Raw genomic sequence first — 16,741 nt, 5'->3', positions numbered from 1 at the left:
ACGACCCCACGATCGAGGACACGTCGTACGCGTTCGCGCTTTCGCGGATCGGCGACCAGAACCTGAACCACGTGCCGACCGGCATCCTGCGGCAGGTCGAGCGGCCCACCTACGACGACCAGGCGCGCGCCCAGGTCACCGAGGCCCAGGCCGCGCGCAAACCGGATCTGCAGGGGCTGCTGCGCGGCAAGGACACCTGGACCGTCGTGTAGGTCGTTCCGCTCCGAACGCAATGAAAGGTCCTTTCCTCGCAAATTTTGCAAGGAAAGGACCTTTCATTGCACTCAGGTGAGGGGACGGAAGCCAACCCGCTCAGCGTCGGCGGCGGTACGGAACCAGACCTCCGCGACCATCTTCGGGAACTGCTGCGAGTCCTCCGTGCAGTACCGCAGAGCGGTCACGCTCGCCTTGACCGCGAAGTCGTCGGCGGGACGGCCGCCACCCGGCCGCGGCATCGCCGAACCGGGACCGAACGGGCCGGGCGGGACGGACTCGGCCACCGGAGCGGAGACCTGCCGCGCGGGCGGGGGCTCCGGCGCCGGCATCGCGTCGCCCGGCTGGACGGCGGGCTCGAACAGCGAACCGCTCTGCCCACCGGACAGCTCCGGCTCACGACGCTCGATCGCCCGCATCGACGGCTGGATCGGCTGCGGCGGCTCGAAACCGCCGCGGACCGCGCCCCGCGGCGTGCGCTTGGGCAGCACCTGGGTGGCTTCGGCGGGCGTCTCGGGTTCCGAGTCGAGGTGCCCAGCCTTCGCTTCTTCGTCGGAGCCGAAGGCGTACGCGGGAGGATCGTGAAGCTCCTCTTCGCGCTCGAACCAGTTGGTCTCGACAGGCGCCTGTTCCGTCTCCACGCGCGACGCGGGGCTGAACAGCGACACCGGCTCCGGCTGCGTCTCGGCGCCTTCGGGGTCCAGCTGCATCTCCAGACGGGACCGGTACGGCCCCTCGCCCGGCAACGGCGGCTGGGGCTCGGGCTCGGGTTCCGGCTCGAGGTCCAGCTTCGACGCGGGCTGGAGGTAGTCGGTCGCCGCGGCGACGTACGGGTTCGCCGGCTCGGGCTCAGGCTCGGGTTCCGGCTCCGGCAGGGCCGCCGGGATGAACTGCGTCCGCTCGGCCGCGGGCTCCGGGTCGGGTTCGGGCTCCGGCTCCGTCTGCTCCGCCGTGCGGTACTCGGCCTCGTACTCTTCTTCGGGCTCGAAGGTCTGCGTCCCGGTCGGAGAGTGCTCCGGCTCCTTGACGACGTCCTGAACAGGCTCCTCGGCAGGCTCGGTCCACTGCTGCGCGGGCTCCTGCTCGGTGAGCGTCTCGGGATACGCGGGCTTCGGCTCCTCGGCCGCCGCGAACTCCTCGTCCAGATCGTCGTGCGACGGCTTCGTGAGGTACGCGGTGCCGCCGGCGACGGCCGCGGCACCCGCGCCGAGGCTCACCCCGGCGGGCAGCCGGGACGTTTCGGCGTGCGCGGTGGCCAGCGAGCTTTCGAGCTCACGGATGCGCTTGCGCGCCGGGACCACCAGCACCAGCCAGGTGAGCAGCGCGCCGACGACGAACGCCAGCAGACTCCACAGCCAAACCTGTCCGAAAATGGACATCTAACCTGCCCTTTGTCAATGCGTTCGCGCGACCAGGTAGTCGGCGACCGATTCGCAGGCGTCCCGGGCGGGCGACGCGGGCAGCGCCGCGAGCTCGGCACGCGCCCGACGAGCGTAGTCGGAAAGAGTTTCGCGTGCGCGTTCGAGTCCGGACGAGGCCCGCAGCAGGCCGAGGGCCTCGGCGACGAGCTTGTCGTCGGAGATCGGGCCGGACAGCAGCTCGACCAGGCGCGGGTCGGTGGCCGGGTCGGCCAGCGCGTACAGCATCGGAAGCGTGCGGACGCCTTCGCGCAGGTCCGTGCCCTGCGCCTTGCCGAGCTCGTCGGAAGCGGACGCGATGTCGATGACGTCGTCGGAGATCTGGAACGCCGTCCCGATGATGTCGCCGAAGCGGCGGAGCGCGTCGATGTACTCGTCGGGCGCGCCGGACATCATCCCGCCGAACCGGCCGGAGGTGGCGATCAGCGAACCGGTCTTCTGCGCGATGACCGTGAGGTAGTGCTCGACGGCGTCGTCGCCGTCGGCCGGGCCGACCGTCTCGCGCATCTGGCCGGTGACCAGCTCGCCGAAGGTCTCGGCGATGATCCGGGCCGCGTCGGTGCCGAGGTCGGCGACCAGCCGCGAGGCGTGCGCGAACAGGAAGTCGCCGGTCAGGATGGCGATGGTGTTGTCCCAGCGGGCGTTGACGCTTTCCGCGCCGCGGCGCATCGTCGCCTCGTCCATCACGTCGTCGTGGTACAGCGTCGCGAGGTGCACCAGCTCCACGGCCGCGGCGGCGGTGACCACCTGGTCGCCCTGCTTCGGCCCGAACTGCGAGGCCAGCAGCGTGAACAGCGGACGGAAGCGTTTGCCGCCCGCCTCGACCAGGTGCGAAGCGGCGTCCTCGACGGCCTTGACGTCACTGCGGACGACCTCGCGGAGCAGGGTCTCGACGTCGGCGAGACCGGTCGCGAGGGTGCGAAGGAGCTGCTCGTCGGCGATCTGGAGTCCCACGGACGCGCGCAGGTCCTCGATGGCACCACCTGGGGCAGGTGAAGACACAGACACGTCGGCTCCGCTCTCTTTGACACCGTTCGGGGTTGCTCCCAGCGTAGTGGCTAGCCGCTGAGGCCTGTTGACGTGCTGTCCTGCGGAAACGGTGACGAAGATGACACCCCCGCCGAGTATCCGGCCGGCGTCGGCGCGAACGGGTCAGCGGCGGCGGATCTTGATGTCGTCCATGCAGGTCGCCTTGCCCGCGACGTCGCGGTACGGATAGCCCTTGGCGTCCAGCATTTCCATGACCTTCAGCTCGGCTTCGTCGAGTACGTCACGTTCCTCTTCGCCCTGCAGCGTGATGCGGAAGGTGAACGCGCCGAGGTGCGCGCTGTAGGTGAGCAGGCCGTCCTCGGTGAACCCGATCGCCTGGTGGTCGCTCAACTCCGCGAGGAGCCGGGAGCGGGTGTCGGCCTCGGGGTGGTCGAACTTGCCGTTGACGAGGACGCGGTAGGTCGGCATACGCTCGAATATACAGACCTGTATCCGGATACGAACCCGAATATCCAACGGGTGCCCATGATCCACGGTCGAGTGAAACGACCGTCACGCGCGCAACGGGCGAATCCGACACGCAGATAGTGATGACAAAGGAAGAACGGCCAACCGGCTCGCTCTCCGTCACGTGAGGAGGACGTGGAAATGCGCATCACCATCGCAGGCCGGGCCGGCCTGGTCGGCGCACTGCTGCTGGCGGGCCTCGGCGCCGGAGTGGCCCCGGCCGCCGCGTCGAACCCGGCCGGAATGGCGTCACTCGGCTCCGCCGCCTTCACCAAGGGCACTTCGGTGCCGATCTCGATCTCCTCGCTCGCCGACTGCGCGGTCGAGGGACCGACGAGCAACTCTTCCGGGGTCGTGACCAGGACCGGGATCACATTCGGTGGCGGCACGACGACGTGCACGACCACCGTCGTCGACCCCGAAAACGACGTGACCACGACGAAGTCGGAGGCCAAGGGCCAGAACTTCGAGCTGTCGGCGCTGGTCTCGTCGAGCGGGCCGCGGATCAAGATCAGGTCCTACTCGGTCAGCTGCACGGCGACCCAGACCGGCACGAACGCGAGCTGGACCTACGGCGGCGCGACCGGGCTCGGCACCCTGCCGTCGCCGGTGCCGGTCGGCTACGTCAAGCCGATCACCAAGTCCAACGGCACGCTGCTCGCCGAAGCGATCTTCAACGAACAGACCTTGCCGGGTAACGGCAGCATCGGGCTGACCATGCTGCGGATCAAGTTCGCCCCGGCCTCGAACATCACCGGCGAAGTGGTCATCGGGCGCACGGCCTGCTCCCCCACTCCGTAAGCCATCCCGCCGGGAAAGGGGCGTCCGGAGCCGGGCGCCCCTTTTCCATTCTGGCTTATATAAGCCTCTGCTGATATCTTGTCGGCAGCCGAGCAGAGGAGGGCACCGATGGTCGACGTGACCAGCCAGATCGACTCCGTCCAGCGCAAGCTGGGCAAGCGCGTGATCGAAGCGGGCGAGGCGGTGACGGCGACCGTCAGCCAGGTCTACGACACCGGGCTCGACGACCTCTGGGACGCCTGCACCAACCCCGAGCGCATCCCGCGCTGGTTCCTGCCGGTCAGCGGCGAGCTGCGCGTCGGCGGGAAGTACCAGCTCGAAGGCAACGCGGGCGGGACGATCGAACGCTGCGACCCGCCGAAGAGCTTCGCCGCGACCTGGGAGTACGGCGGCGACGTCAGCTGGATCGAGCTCCGGCTGACACCCGAAGCCGATGGGCGCACCCGGTTCGAACTCGACCACACCGCCGTCGCAGGCGAACATTGGAACCAATTCGGGCCGGGCGCGGTGGGCATCGGCTGGGACATGATGCTGAACGGGCTCGCGCTGCACCTCGAATCCGACGAAGCCGCCGATCCCGAGGCGGCCATGGCCTGGATGACCAGCGAAGAAGGCGTGCGGTTCATGACGCTGAGCAACGAGGCCTGGTACGAGGCCGACGTCGCCAATGGGACGGACGCGGCCACCGCCCGCACCCGCGCCGACGCCACCTTGGCCGCCTACACCGCGCCGCCGGAGAGCTGAAGGTCTTCGGCGAGTTCCGGGGCGCGAAGCAGGTCGATGAGCTCGTCGTCCGCCCGGAACACGGCGCGGGCGCCCGGCATCCCCGCCTGGCGGAGCATCGCGTGGAGGACGTCGGCGTGCGGCTGGTCGAGCAGGGTCCAGACCATCGCGCGCCGCTTCACCTCGTCCCCCAGCTCGCGCGCCGTCCACCAGGCGAGGACGAGCGCGGTCACCTGGCTGACCGCGGTTTCCCGACCCCGCGCCAATTGCGCGCGATTCAGCCCGCACACCTTGATGGTCTGTTCGCCCTTTTCGGTCAGTGCGCGGTAGGTCCCGATCGAGAGCACCAGGAACAGGTGTTCCAGCGGGTCTTCGGCGGTCGGATCGACGAGCAGGCTGTTTCCGTCTTCGTCCACCGGGAACAGGTCGCGTTTGTGGTGGCTGTTGCAGTATTCGCAGGCGAGCACGTGATTGAGCCAGTCGAAGGCGCGGCCGGGGTTCCTCGCGATCGGCTCGAAATGGTCCACAGTGGACCCGAGGCCGTCTCCGCAGTACATGCAGTAACCGCGTCCGGCGGCCATGACGTCCAGCCCGGCCCGCAAAGAACGCCGTACGGCGCGGGAAACCCGCCAGAGTCGCCGGGCTTCTTTCGTGTCACCGGGAGGAATCCGCGCGGTCAGCTCTTCGAGATCGGCCACCACCTGCCCCGGCAGCGCGATCCGGCGGATCCCGATCACCGATCGTCGGCCTCGAACCGCCTGGCCACCTCGTCGACCCGGCTCGGCGGTGAGCTGCTCAGCATGCCGCGCAGGCGTTCCCATTCCCGGACGCCGTTCGCGTCCGCCCGGCCGGACGCCACCTGGAATTCGAGCTCGGCGAGATGCTCCCGCAATTCGACCGCCTGCGGCGAATAAGGCGTGTCCAAGCCGAAAAGATCGGACAGCACCGCGTCGTCCCCGGAGCCGAACACGACCCGCTCGTACAGCTCCTCGGAGACCACACGCGGCGGGACCTCCTCGTCGGGCCCGGAAAGCCGGATGAGCCCGCCGGGGTCGGCGGCCTGGCAGACGTAAGGGCTGTGCGTGGTGACGATGAACTGGATCCGCGGGAAATGCGCCTTGAACCACGGCCCCATGCGTTTTTGCCACGACACGTGGAGATGCGCGTCCACCTCGTCGATGATCACGACGCCGGGGCTCTCGTGATCGAGGCCGGCGCTGTCGAGTTGCTTGAGCAGGTCGACCACGAGCGCGGTCACCGTGCGGTAGCCGTCGCTCATCTCGCGCAGCGGGAACCGGTCGCCCCGGTACTCGACCCAGAGCCCGTCCGAATCGACGTCCCGGATCCGGTAACCGCCCGGCAGGAGACCGTCCCCGAGGATCTCCAACGCCTTGTCCTTCAGCTCGCGCGCGCCCGCTTTTCCTTCCAGGGCACGGAGATGCTGATTGATCAGCCAGGTGACCCCCTCGGCGAGCGAGGCGTCTTCGTGGAACAGGCTGGCCATCCGCGCCAGCGACCCCGCACCACGCATCCACGACTCGGCCTCGCCACTGCCGCCCGCGAGCCGCCGGAACGGCCCGTACGCGGCGCAGAACGGCTGGCCCGGGGGAAGCCCGGAGATCGGGAGCAGACCGGAGTCGAGCCAGCGGACCTCGACCGGCGCCGGGCCTTCCTCGCGCATGACCGAAAGCTCGATGGACCCGGACGTCTGATCCGTCGAGATCCAGCTGCCGGCGTCCGACAACAGGCCCCACGCGACGTCCGGCGCCGCCGCGACCGCGATCGCGCGCAGCAGCGAGGTCTTGCCCGAACCGTTGCGCCCGGCGAGGACCACCCAGCCGGGGCCGGGCAGCCGCAGGTCGACGGCGCGGGCGCCGCTGAAGCCGCGGATGTTCTCCAGCCGGACCCGCTCGATGTACATGGGGAGAGCTTACGACGGTGTGGCCGTCACCTGGGCCCCCGAAAGTGGGTCGCCATCACGAAATCCATCACAGCGAGCGCCTTGCCTACGTCCAGGTCCGAAACGGCCTTCCGGCGGTCCCAGTCTTTGATCCCTCTCTCGTGCTCGGGCACGATCCTCAGCCGGACATGCCCGCGGAGCGTTTCCACGGATTCCGCACAACCCGCCAGGAGACTCAGGAGTACTGCGCCGAGAATCACTCTTCGAACTTCATTACGCAGAGTATGCGAATTCTGCGTGTCGCCCACCAGGTAGAACCCTGTTTCTCGGGCCGCATTCACACGATCGGTTTTCACGGATGGTCACCGAGTCCGCCTCGGCTATTCAGCAGGGAACGTGGCTTTATGCGGACGGGTTCACCGGCCCGGGAACCCTGGTAATCTTCCCGGCGTCGGATTACGCAGGGTGCATCGGGGAGACGCGCCTTGTAGCCACGGGAGGGGCAGATGACGACGGTGACTTCGGGGCGGCTTCGGCCATTCAGCGAGGAACGGTTCGGCGCCGCGGGGGTGCATGGCCGTGCCTGAGGGAACACCCGTCTATCAACCTGGCTTCGACCCGGGCTCTGTGTGCAAGGCCCCGCCCACTGGGGGCTCCTACGGGACGCCTGTCGCGGAAGGCGCGGGGTTCAAGTACGACGAGGCGACGCTGCATGAGCTGGTGAAAGAGTGGCGTGACCTAGCGGTGGAGTACAAGAACGATCTGATCGATGCGAACAGGATCGCCCTCGCTCAGCCCCCTGGCCTCGAGTACGCGAGCGGGGACAATGCATCGATAACCCGCCAGTCCGGCAAAGCACTTGTCGCAGCGCTCAACCAGCGCATCGCCTACTGCGAGAACATGGCGAACAAGTACGTGACCGCTCTCGGCAAGTACGCAACAGCGGAAGATCACGCAACCTCCGTCATCAACCAACAGCCGAAAGGCATCGCCTGATGCGTCGAACAGCTCTCGTCATCGGCGCCGTCGCGCTTACCGCCTGCGCTTGCTCGCCCCCCAGTACAGATGGCACGCCTACACCCACCGGCGGCGGAACCAGCCCTAGCCATTCAAATTCGGCTAGCGCGGCCCCAGAAGCGCCCAAGGTCGAAAGCCCGATCGACCTGGCAAGGTTCAAGCAGGCACCCTGCAGCGCACTCACCAAACCTCAAATCGGGGAACTCCTGGGCGCGACGCCGGATGGCGAGTCACGAGAGGGCTCAGCAGGGCCTGCCTGCACATGGGTCGTCCCTTCGACGACGCGACCTTTGATCAGCGTGGTTTTCAGCAACACGCAGGACAGCGGCACAGCGAAGATCTACGCGGCGAAGGGCAAGTCCTATCAACTCGTGGAGCCACTCAAAGCCGTCGACGGCTATCCGTTGACCGCATACGGCATCACAGATGAGCGGTCTGTGGGGCGATGCTCGGCGGCTTTGGGGACCAGCGACACAGAAACAATCGGTATCGCTGCCGAGCAGTCCGAAGCCAACGTCGGTAAGAAGGACCCTTGCGACGTCGCGCGTGAGGCCGCGATCAGGGTGTTGGCCACCATCCGAGGGGGCAACTGATGGCAGCAGGACCGCTCAACGCCACTCAGATCTACGAACAGATCACAGGCGGAGAAGGCCCCGAATCGCTGTCCGATGCCCAGCGAAGTGGTTACAACCTGACCCGGCGGCACCACGACCGGGCGCAGCGGCTCGCCGCCCTCGCTCAGAAGACCCTGGCGGGATGGCAGGGCGGGGCCAGCATGGCGGCGGCTGACGCGACGGTGCCGGTCGTCGAGGCGGCGGCGGACGACGTGACGCACCTGACGCGGGCCCAGACCGCCATCAGCTCTCAGATGGACGCGTTCGGCACGGCCAAGAACTCCGTCAAACCGGTACCGCCCGAGCAGCCCGCCCCAACCGCCGAGGACGTCAAGGCCGTCATGGGTGGCGGCCTGGTCGGCTACTGGAGCCGGGTGCAGGGGTACCAAGCCGACAGCCAGCACAACATCGACACCTTCGCGTCCTACCACTCCGCCAGCACCGCCAACGGCGACGAGCTGCCCGCCCAGTACGCGCAGCTCACCGACCCGGGCGGCAGCGTCACCCTGGACGAGGGCGGAGGGAAGCCCGCGGTGAAGGGGTTCGGCGACGGCTCCGATGGACGCGAGCACGGTACTGGCGAGCCCTACCGAGGACCGAGCGGACCCAGCGGGCCGAGTGGGCCCGGCGGGCCGAGTGCGCCGGCGCCGGGTGGCGCACAGGACAGCGGTCCCCAGCCTGGGCAAGGCCCTCAGCCCGGTCAGTACCCGGGCCCGCACCAACCCGGCGCGCAGCAGCCGGACGACGGGACCCGCGCGAATTCGTACACGCCGCCCCAGACCACGCCGGTCGTACCGCCGGCGGCGAACCTCGACTTCGGGCCGACCGGTAAGCCGAACCCGATCTACAACACGCCCGGCGCCTTTCCGCCCGGTTACGGCCCCGGGCCGAGCGGGCCCGGAGTCTATGGCCCCGGCAGCAGGCCGCCAGGCGTCCCAGGTACGACAGGCGGACCTGGCGCGACAGGTGGCCCCGGTGCCGGTGCGACAGGTAGGCCCGGTGGGACAGGGCAGCAGCCCGGCATGGGTGGTCGTAGCGGCGCGGGAATGCACGGCGAGGCCATGGGCGGCCGTGGCGCGGCGGGAACGGCCGGTTCGGCTGGTCGTGGCGGCGCGAACGGGATGCCGATGGCGCCCGGCGCCGCCCGTGGGAAGGGCGAGGAGGACAAGGAGAAGAAGGCTCCGGCGTACCTCCAGAACCCGGACCCGGACGAGACCTTCGGCGGATACATCGAAAAGCCGATGCCGCCGGTGATCGGCGAGAAGAAGAAGTAGCACCACAGTCCCAGGGGAGGGAGTCACGTGGTGCTCGCGCGCCCGGTCGAGATCACGCTCGACACACTGTTGACCGCGTTCCGTCACGCCGGTTGCGGAGATCCGCATCTGATCTTCGCGGGCGGGCTGCGGTACATCCCGCCGTCGTCGCGGAACGGCGAAGACCGGGCGGCGTTCGAGGAGCTCGGCGGGCTCGGGTTCACCGAGGGCAAGCGGCTGACCAGCGACTTCGAGGACTTCCTGCACATACTCGACCGGCCGAACACCGAGTACTACGCGACGGTCCGCACAGAGGCCGAGCAGTACAGCGTGCTCGTCGCCGTACGCGGGCGCGCCGCGGTGACGGCGATCTGCGAAGGAAACCGGGTGTGGTTGAAGGGCGTGCGGACCTCCGACCGTGCGGCCGCGCTCGTGATGAACTTGCCCAAGTACCCGCCCGCGCGATTCTCCCCGTTCTCCTTGCCACAGGACGATTTCAACGGCGACGGCGGCAACGACCTCTACGACGAGCCCACGTCTCGAAGCCGGGAAGCCCGGCAACTGGACGAGGTGTTCGAGCAGCCGTATTTCGGCGTCGGGTTCTTCGCCGCGGCCATGCGCCCCGACGGCGGAAGACGCACGGAAGCCACGGACGACCTGACCTACCTCGACCTCGACGCCGGACGGGTCGCCATGCACGTGAGCGGTTCTCCCCGGAACCGGTACATCACCGTCCTGCCCGGCGAACCCGCCTTACTGGCGCAAAAGGTCGCCGCGCTGCGAGCGAGCCTCGACCACTGACTCGATCAGGCGCACCGACCGGGTGGGGTCCAGCGCAAGAGCGTCTATAGTGGACTGAACTTAAGGTGCGACATCGCAACGTCGATGCAGGAACAGCCCGGTTCCTCGATGTTTCGAGTAGGCCAACGGCCGCGTGGAGCCGAATTCCAGCAGAACGTAGTCGCCGCCGGGGTACGCCCCGGCGGCGAACGGGATGACCCGGAGTTCGACGGTGGGCCGTTCGGCGATTGAGACGAGATGCCGAAGCTGATGCGTCATCGCCCGCGGCCCACCGACCTGGCGACGCAGCACCGCTTCGTCGATGTAGGCGACAGACCTCTTCTGGCCCAGCACCAGCGTGCTCCCGAAAGCAATAGTCTTGGTGACCTCCTTTTCGTACTGCGCCAGCGTTCCCCTCTGGGAAGCCAGGTCAGCGAACCACCACGGGCCGCTGTCGCGGGCCAACGAGAGCAAAGCCTCGCGACGCTCCCCCGTGACTTGATAGACCGCGAGCAGCGCGGACACCTCCTCGGCGGATGCCGCACGCAGGCCGGTTTCGATCCGGCTGCGCTCTCGCCGGGTGGGGGCTTCCTCGAGGAACCTGCCCCATGCGCCCCGGCAAGTCATTCCCCGAGCCGGGCGACCTCGCGAACAGCCCCCGAAATAGCGGTGAAGTCCTTCTTCAGCAGCGCTCCGTGGTTGCTCTCGACCTTCGCGCTCACCTTGATGTTCGGGTTGCGGATGGTCACCGCGTCGAGCCCGGCGCGGATCTGTTCCTGCTCGTCCCCCTTGCTGCCGAACGACGTCCCCGACGCGACCACGTACCGCGTCGGAACCTTGATGTCGTCGAGTACCGGGCCGAGTTCGGCCTCCCGCGAGAGCTTGCCGAGTTCGATGTTGCTCTCCGCCTGCTGGGCGGCGGTCATCCGCGGCGTCAGGCCGGTCGGGCGCAGCAGCGGCATGATCAGGTTGAGCCGTTTGAACATCTTGCGGATCCGCTGTTCCATGGCGTCGTCCAGCCAGTCGTACGGGAACGCGCCGTCGACCAGGACCGTGCCGATGGTGCGCGCCGGGTTCCTGGCGGCCCAGTGCGCCGCGACGACCGCGCCGTAGGACCAGCCCACCACGATGGCCCGTTCCACTCCGCGGGCCGCGAGGACGGCGTCGACGTCGCGGACGGCGGCTTCGAAGGAGTAGTCCGCGGAACGGCGAGACTTGCCGCGGGCGCGCTCGTCGTAGGTGATGTGGCGGAATTCCGTGCCCAGGTCGGCGAGGATGCGCCGCCAGTAGCCCTGGGTGGCGAACTGGCCGTTGAGGTAGATGACGGGGACGCCGCCGCCGGTGTCGGTGACGGCCAGCGCGGTGTCTTCGACGGGGACCATCCCGGTCCAGGTGGAGGAAGTCATGAGGGAACTATCTAGGTCCGGCCTGACACCCCTCTGACGTCGCCCTGACACGAAAAAGCCCCCTCACGTCAGCGAGGGGGGCCTTTCGCGAACCGGGACTACTTGAGGGCGAAACCGCCGGAGGCCGCCCAGTCGAGGGCGAACGCCGGGAGCAGGCCCAGCACCAGCGTGACGATGACGCCGAGCGTGATCGCCGTGGTGGTGAACGCGCCGGGCACGGTGACGGTCGGGCCGTCGGGCGCCGGCTCGGAGAAGTACATCAGCACGATCACCCGCAGGTAGAAGAACGCAGCGACGGCGCTGAAGATCAGGGCGACGACGACCAGCGGCGCCATCCCGTCGGACAGAGCCGCCGAGAACACCACGAACTTGCCGACGAATCCGCTGGTCAGCGGGATACCGGCCAGCGCGAGCAGCAGGAAGGTGAACACGCCCGCCAGTACCGGAGACCGCTTCGCCAAGCCTGCCCAGGCGGACAGGTGCGTCGCCTCGCCGTTCGAGTCCCGCACCAGCGAGACGACACCGAACGCGGCGAGCGTGGTGAAGCCGTAGGCCAGCAGGTAGAACAGCGTGCTCGACAGGCCTTCCTCGGTCATCGCGATGGCACCGACGAGCAGGAAGCCGGCGTGCGCGATGGACGAGTAGGCGATCATGCGCTTCACGTCGGTCTGCGTCAGGCCCAGCACCGCGCCGATCAGCATCGAGATGATCGCGACGGCCCAGAGCACCCCGCGCCATTCCCAGCTGGTCGACTCGAACGCCACCTGGAACACCCGCAGGATCCCGCCGAACGCGGCGACCTTGGTGCAGGCACCCATGAACGCGGTGACCGGCGTCGGCGCGCCCTGGTAGACGTCCGGGGTCCAGGTGTGGAACGGACCGACCGAACCCTTGAACAGCAGGCCGACCGCGAGCAGCCCGAGCCCGGCGAACAGCAGCGTGTCCGACCGGTCCGAACCGGCGGCGGCGTTGGCGATGTCCGACAGCTTCACGGAGTTCGCGTAGCCGTAGAGCAGTGCGAGGCCGTAGAGGAAGAACGCCGACGAGAAGGCGCCGAGCAGGAAGTACTTGACCGCGGACTCCTGCGAGAGCAGGCGACGGCGACGGGCCAGACCGCACATCAGGTACAGCGGCAGGCTCAGCACTTCGAGCGCGATGAACATGGTGAGCAGGTCGTTGGCCGCGACGAACGCCATCATGCCGCCGAGCGCGAACAACGTCAGCGGGAAGACCTCGGTCTGCATGCCGGTGGTGCCGACCTGCGCGCGGTCCTGGACCGTGCCGGGGCGGATACCGGCCTGCGCGACGAAAGCGCCGCCCGGCTCGACCGAGCGGTCCGCGATCAGCAGCAGCGCGCCCAGTGCGAGCGCCAGCAGTGTGCCCCACAGGAACAGCGACGGCCGGTCGACGGCGATGGCGCCGCTGAAGGTCGTGACGCCGCCCTTCGGCGCGGAAGTGCTGGCGTACCAGGCGAGGAACACGCCCGCCGCCCCGATCCCGACCAGGGACAGGAAGACCTGCGAAGGCCACCGCATGTGCTTGGGCAGGAAGGCTTCGAACAGCACGCTGACACACGCGGCCCCGAGGATGATCAGGATCGGCGTGACGGCGAAATAGTCGATCGACGGCACCTGCACCGGTGGCGCCTGAGTCAAGAAGAGCACGGTTTACTTGCCTCCCTGCACGGACGACATCGTCGCCTGCACCGACGGGGTGATCGTGTCGAGCACCGGCTTGGGGTAGAACCCGAGCGCGATGATCAGCACGACCATCGGCGCCAGGATCGCGATCTCCCGGCCGCCGAGGTCCTTGATGGCTTTGGTGGCCCCGAGTTCCGGAGCCATGGCCGTGCCCGGCCCGCCACCGGCACCGATCAGGGCGTCGCCGCGGACGGGGCCCTGCATGACGCGCTGGTAGAGCCAGAGCACGTAAGCCGCGGCCAGCACCATGCCGACCGTCGCGATGATCGTGTACACCGGGTAGTCCACAAAGGACCCCAGCAGCACCAGGAACTCACTGATGAACGAGTTCGTGCCCGGCAGGGACAAAGTGGACAGACCGGCGATGAGCAGCATCCCGCCGAGCAGCGGGGTCACCTTCGCCATGCCGCCGTAGTCGGAGATCCTGGTGGATCCGCCGCGCATCACGATCAGGCCGACGACCACGATCAGCATGCCGGTGGCGAGGCTGTGGTTCAGCATGTACGACACCGAGCCGACCATCGCCTGCTCGTTGAAGGTGAAGATGCCCAGTGCGATGAAACCGAAGTGGGCGATCGACACATACGCGATGAAGCGCTTCATGTCGCGCTGCCCGGCCGCGAGGATCGATCCATAAAGGACACCGGCGACGGCGAGCACCAGCACCCACGGCGCGAGTTCCTTGCTGGCCTCCGGGAACATCGGGAGGCAGTAGCGCAGGAACCCGAACGTGCCGACCTTGTCCAACACGCCGACCAGCAGCACCGCGACGCCGATCGGCGCCTGGCCCGCGGCGTCCGGCAGCCAGGTGTGGAACGGCACCAAAGGGGCCTTGATCGCGAACGCGAGGAAGAACCCGAGGAACAGCCAGATCTGCGTGCCCAGCGGGGCGTCGCGGACGACCGTGACGAGGGTTTCCCAGTCGAAGCTGCCCTTGCCGAGCTCGTCCGACGCGAGCGAGTACGCCCCGATCGCCGAGGCCAGCATGATCAGGCCGCCGAGGAACGAGTACAGGAAGAACTTGACCGCCGCGTACTGCCGGTTCGCGCCGCCGTAACCGCCGATCAGGAAGTACATCGGGATCAGCATGATCTCGAACAGCACGTAGAACAGGAAGACGTCGGTCGCGGCGAACACCGCGATGGTCAGCGCCTCCTGCACCAGGATCAGCGACAGGAACCCGCCGGCCGAGCGCCCGGCCGGGAGCTTGTCGGTCAGGCCCAGCGCGCCGACCACGATCGGCACCAGCAGGCCGATGACCGCGATCATCACCAGCGCGATGCCGTCGATGCCGAACGAGATGTGGATGCCGAAGTTCGGGATCCAGTCCATCGAGGACTTCTGCTGGATGCGATCCCCCGAAGGCGCGTAGCTCGCCCACATCGGGATCACCAGCAGGAACGTCAGGAGCGACACCACGAGCGCGGTGAGCGTCGCGAGCCTGTCGTTCTTCTTCATCCCCGCGACGACCGCGGCGCCGACCAGCGGCAGCAGGATGGTTGCGAGTACCCAGGTCATGCGAACCTCACCAGCAGAAGTGCCGCCAGAAGCAGGAATGTGCCGCCCAGCATGGACAGTGCGTACGAGCGGACGAAGCCGGTCTGCAGGCGGCGCAGGCGCCCGGATCCGCCGCCGAGTGCGGCGGCGATCCCGTTGACCGCGCCGTCGACGCCGCGGTTATCCACGTAGACCAGCGCCCTGGCGAGCCAGGTGCCCGGGCGGGCGACCAGCGTCTCGTTCAGGGTGTTGCCGTAGAGGTCGTTGCGCGCGGCCTTGACCACGGCCGAGACCCGCTCGGGGCGTTCCACCGGAACGTCCTTACGGCCGACGAAGAGCCACGCCGCCGCCGCGCCGAGCACCGAAAGCGCCACGGTGAGGATCGGGACCAGCGCGTGCGGGATGACACTGTGGCCACCCTCCTCGAGCGGGCCGACCACCGGCGAAAGCCATTCGGCGAACCGGTCGCCGAGGGCGAAGAACGCGCCGGCGCCCATCGAGCCGATCGCCAGGATGATCATCGGCCACTTCATCACCGCGGGCGATTCGTGCGGGTGGAAGTCGCGGCCGTCGCTGGACTTGATCTCCTTCCAGCGTTCCTTGCCGAAGAAGGTCATCACCATCAGGCGGGTCATGTAGAACGCGGTGAGCCCGGCGCCGAGCAGTGCCGCGCCGCCCATCACCCAGCCGCGCCAGCCACCCTGCGACAGCGCCGCTTCGATGATCGCGTCCTTGGTGAAGAAGCCCGAGAGCGGCGGGATGCCGATCAGCGCCAGGTAGCCGAGGGCGAAGGTCCAGAAGGTGACCGGCAGATGCTTGCGCAGCCCGCCGAACTTCCGCATGTCGACCTCGTCGTTCATGGCGTGCATGACCGAACCGGCCCCGAGGAACAGCCCGGCCTTGAAGAAACCGTGCGCCACCAGGTGCATGATGCCGAGCGCGTAGGCGATCGGACCGAGGCCGACGGCGAGCATCATGTAGCCGATCTGGCTGACCGTGGAGTACGCCAGGACCTTCTTGATGTCGTCGTAGGCGCAACCGATGATGCACCCGATCAGCAGCGTGACCGTGCCGACGAGGGTGACGATCAGGCGGCCGTCCGCGGTGGCGTTGAAGATCTCGTGCGCGCGGGCGACCAGGTAGACGCCGGCGGTGACCATCGTCGCCGCGTGGATGAGGGCCGAGACCGGGGTCGGGCCCTCCATCGCGTCGGGAAGCCATGCCTGCAGCGGGAACTGGCCGGACTTACCGCAGGCGCCCAGCAGCAGGAGGATCGCGATCGCGGTGACCGCACCGGTCGGGATCTGGCCGACGGCGCCGAAGACCTCGGCGTAACCGGTGCTCCCGACGTACTTGAACATCAGGAAGATCGCCAGCGCGAGCCCGACGTCACCGACGCGGTTCATCAGGAACGCCTTCTTCGCCGCGGTGGCCGCGGACGGGCGGTCCTGGTACCAGCCGATGAGCAGGTACGACGCGAGACCCACGCCTTCCCAGCCGAGGTACAGCGTCACGAAGCTGTTTCCCAGCACCAGGATCAGCATCGAGGCGACGAACAGGTTGAGGTACGCGAAGAACCTCGACCGGTCGCGATCCTCGGACATGTAGCCGATCGAGTAGAAGTGGATCAGCATGCCGACGCCGGTGATCAGCAGCACGAACGTCAGCGACAGCGCGTCGATCCGCAGCCCGAAGTCGACCTGCAGCGCCGAAACCGGGATCCACGAGAACAGCTTGACGTCGGCGGTGGCCTTCGTGTCGGCCGTGAAGAACAGGATCAGGCCGTACACGAAGGACAGCGTGACGGTCGCGCTGCCGAGGAGGTGCCCCCAGGGACGGGCGCGTTTACCGGCCAGCAGAAGGATCAGGGCGCCGAGGGCGGGAAAGGCCACCAGCAGCCACGATGATGCGGTCACTCTCGG

The 16,741-nt window shown here is 68.2% G+C and carries 16 protein-coding genes and 1 pseudogene; 7 read left to right on the top strand and 10 right to left on the bottom strand.

All coding sequences use genetic code 11. The annotated features are described in order from the left end of the window. Positions 1–212: pseudogene (locus tag DMC61_RS04850) on the top strand (2-oxoacid:ferredoxin oxidoreductase subunit beta); the annotation flags it as partial. Between the two features lie 72 nt (positions 213–284). Here the strand turns inward: DMC61_RS04850 and DMC61_RS41110 are convergent. The 3 genes from DMC61_RS41110 to DMC61_RS04835 form a co-directional block, all read right to left on the bottom strand. Next, a complete protein-coding gene (locus tag DMC61_RS41110) occupies positions 285–1,592 on the bottom strand; it encodes a hypothetical protein (RefSeq protein ID WP_158634077.1) in 1,308 nt (435 codons plus the stop codon). A 15-nt stretch (positions 1,593–1,607) separates the two neighbouring features. Further along, complete coding sequence (locus DMC61_RS04840; RefSeq protein WP_043847873.1) at positions 1,608–2,633, bottom strand: polyprenyl synthetase family protein; 1,026 nt, start codon at positions 2,631–2,633, stop codon at positions 1,608–1,610. A gap of 150 nt (positions 2,634–2,783) precedes the next feature. Beyond that, a complete protein-coding gene (locus tag DMC61_RS04835; RefSeq protein WP_125687035.1) occupies positions 2,784–3,089 on the bottom strand; it encodes a DUF6204 family protein in 306 nt (101 codons plus the stop codon). 180 nt (positions 3,090–3,269) lie between these two features. Here DMC61_RS04835 and DMC61_RS04830 point away from each other — a divergent pair, with 180 nt between their 5' ends. Both DMC61_RS04830 and DMC61_RS04825 read left to right on the top strand, forming a co-directional pair. Beyond that, complete coding sequence (locus DMC61_RS04830; protein ID WP_125687033.1) at positions 3,270–3,929, top strand: hypothetical protein; 660 nt, start codon at positions 3,270–3,272, stop codon at positions 3,927–3,929. Between the two features lie 108 nt (positions 3,930–4,037). Next, entirely contained in the window at positions 4,038–4,673 is a 636-nt protein-coding gene (locus tag DMC61_RS04825) for an SRPBCC family protein (RefSeq protein ID WP_125687030.1), read from the top strand. Here DMC61_RS04825 and DMC61_RS04820 read toward each other — a convergent pair. Beyond that, a complete protein-coding gene (locus DMC61_RS04820) occupies positions 4,649–5,389 on the bottom strand; it encodes an HNH endonuclease (protein ID WP_016330980.1) in 741 nt (246 codons plus the stop codon). The two genes, DMC61_RS04825 and DMC61_RS04820, sit on opposite strands and share 25 nt — an antisense overlap. Beyond that, positions 5,386–6,573 carry an AAA family ATPase gene (locus DMC61_RS04815; RefSeq protein ID WP_016330979.1) on the bottom strand — a complete coding sequence of 396 codons (1,188 nt, stop codon included), beginning with the start codon at positions 6,571–6,573 and terminating at the stop codon, positions 5,386–5,388. The genes DMC61_RS04820 and DMC61_RS04815 overlap by 4 nt, the downstream gene beginning before the upstream one ends. 552 nt (positions 6,574–7,125) lie before the next feature. Between DMC61_RS04815 and DMC61_RS04805 the strand changes: the two genes are divergently transcribed. Genes DMC61_RS04805 through DMC61_RS04790 form a run of 4 tightly spaced genes read left to right on the top strand, consistent with a single transcriptional unit; the run spans position 7,126 to position 10,237 of the window. Then, on the top strand, positions 7,126–7,548 hold the full coding sequence (locus DMC61_RS04805) for a hypothetical protein (RefSeq protein WP_125687027.1): 423 nt from the start codon (positions 7,126–7,128) through the stop codon (positions 7,546–7,548). Next, positions 7,548–8,162 (top strand): DUF3558 domain-containing protein, encoded by a 615-nt coding sequence (locus DMC61_RS04800; protein ID WP_125687025.1) that lies wholly within the window; start codon positions 7,548–7,550, stop codon positions 8,160–8,162. The genes DMC61_RS04805 and DMC61_RS04800 overlap by 1 nt, the downstream gene beginning before the upstream one ends. Beyond that, complete coding sequence (locus tag DMC61_RS41350) at positions 8,162–9,457, top strand: PPE domain-containing protein (protein ID WP_125687023.1); 1,296 nt, start codon at positions 8,162–8,164, stop codon at positions 9,455–9,457. The genes DMC61_RS04800 and DMC61_RS41350 overlap by 1 nt, the downstream gene beginning before the upstream one ends. Positions 9,458–9,484: 27 nt before the next feature. Further along, positions 9,485–10,237, top strand: coding sequence for an ESX secretion-associated protein EspG (locus tag DMC61_RS04790; RefSeq protein ID WP_125687021.1), 753 nt, complete (start codon positions 9,485–9,487; stop codon positions 10,235–10,237). A 60-nt stretch (positions 10,238–10,297) separates the two neighbouring features. On the opposite strand, the gene DMC61_RS04785 is transcribed toward DMC61_RS04790, so the two are convergent. From DMC61_RS04785 to nuoL, 5 genes are all read right to left on the bottom strand, one after another. After that, positions 10,298–10,741: a Scr1 family TA system antitoxin-like transcriptional regulator gene (locus DMC61_RS04785; protein ID WP_233594692.1), complete on the bottom strand. Its 444-nt coding sequence runs from the start codon at positions 10,739–10,741 to the stop codon at positions 10,298–10,300. Between the two features lie 98 nt (positions 10,742–10,839). Next, positions 10,840–11,622, bottom strand: coding sequence for an alpha/beta fold hydrolase (locus DMC61_RS04780; RefSeq protein WP_125687019.1), 783 nt, complete (start codon positions 11,620–11,622; stop codon positions 10,840–10,842). Between the two features lie 98 nt (positions 11,623–11,720). Then, positions 11,721–13,286, bottom strand: a complete 1,566-nt coding sequence (gene nuoN / locus DMC61_RS04775) for an NADH-quinone oxidoreductase subunit NuoN (RefSeq protein ID WP_125687017.1) — start codon at positions 13,284–13,286, stop codon at positions 11,721–11,723. A 3-nt stretch (positions 13,287–13,289) separates the two neighbouring features. After that, positions 13,290–14,840 (bottom strand): NADH-quinone oxidoreductase subunit M, encoded by a 1,551-nt coding sequence (locus tag DMC61_RS04770; protein WP_125687015.1) that lies wholly within the window; start codon positions 14,838–14,840, stop codon positions 13,290–13,292. Further along, positions 14,837–16,735, bottom strand: a complete 1,899-nt coding sequence (gene nuoL, locus DMC61_RS04765) for an NADH-quinone oxidoreductase subunit L (RefSeq protein ID WP_125687013.1) — start codon at positions 16,733–16,735, stop codon at positions 14,837–14,839. The genes DMC61_RS04770 and nuoL overlap by 4 nt, the downstream gene beginning before the upstream one ends. Positions 16,736–16,741 lie beyond the last annotated feature (6 nt).

The organism is Amycolatopsis sp. WAC 04169, assembly GCF_003947535.1.
In the GTDB taxonomy this organism is placed as follows: domain Bacteria; phylum Actinomycetota; class Actinomycetes; order Mycobacteriales; family Pseudonocardiaceae; genus Amycolatopsis; species Amycolatopsis keratiniphila.
The sequence above is the reverse complement of the archived record's forward strand: the minus strand, read 5'-3'. Positions and strand labels throughout refer to the sequence as shown.